Raw genomic sequence first — 448 nt, 5'->3', positions numbered from 1 at the left:
CTGCAAAATCGGCTGGATACGTTACAGGCGCCGGGCAGCCATGAACACTACGTCCTGCTATTGGATATCGATCATTTCAAAGCGTATAACGATCACTACGGTCATATGATGGGCGATCAGGCGTTAATCCGCGTCTCAGCGGCAATTCGGGACGCCGTGCGATCGCGCGATGTCGTCTGCCGTTTTGGCGGGGAAGAATTTCTGGTGCTGCTGACCACCGCCGAACCACAGCAAGCCCGCGCTACCGCAGAACGTATCCGACAGGAAGTATACGATCTTAAAATCCCGCATATGTTTAACGAAAGCGTCGCCACCAATGTCACTGTCAGTATCGGCATTGCGCCCCTGACGGATCGCAATATCGGAGACGCTATCGAAAAAGCGGATAAAGCGCTCTACGAAGCCAAGCATCTTGGACGTAACCACATTCTGGTCAGCGACGACATGC

1 protein-coding gene is annotated in these 448 nt (G+C 53.6%); it reads left to right on the top strand.

Going from position 1 to position 448, the window contains the following annotated elements; translation table 11 throughout:
- Positions 1 to 448, top strand: a 448-nt coding sequence (locus tag RAD16_RS41245) for a diguanylate cyclase (RefSeq protein ID WP_458163706.1), incomplete at both ends; no start/stop codon positions are given.

The sequence above is a fragment of the Bradyrhizobium sp. 18BD genome, assembly GCF_054185225.1.
Note: the sequence above shows the minus strand (reverse complement) of the source record. Positions and strands in the feature narration are given on the sequence as shown.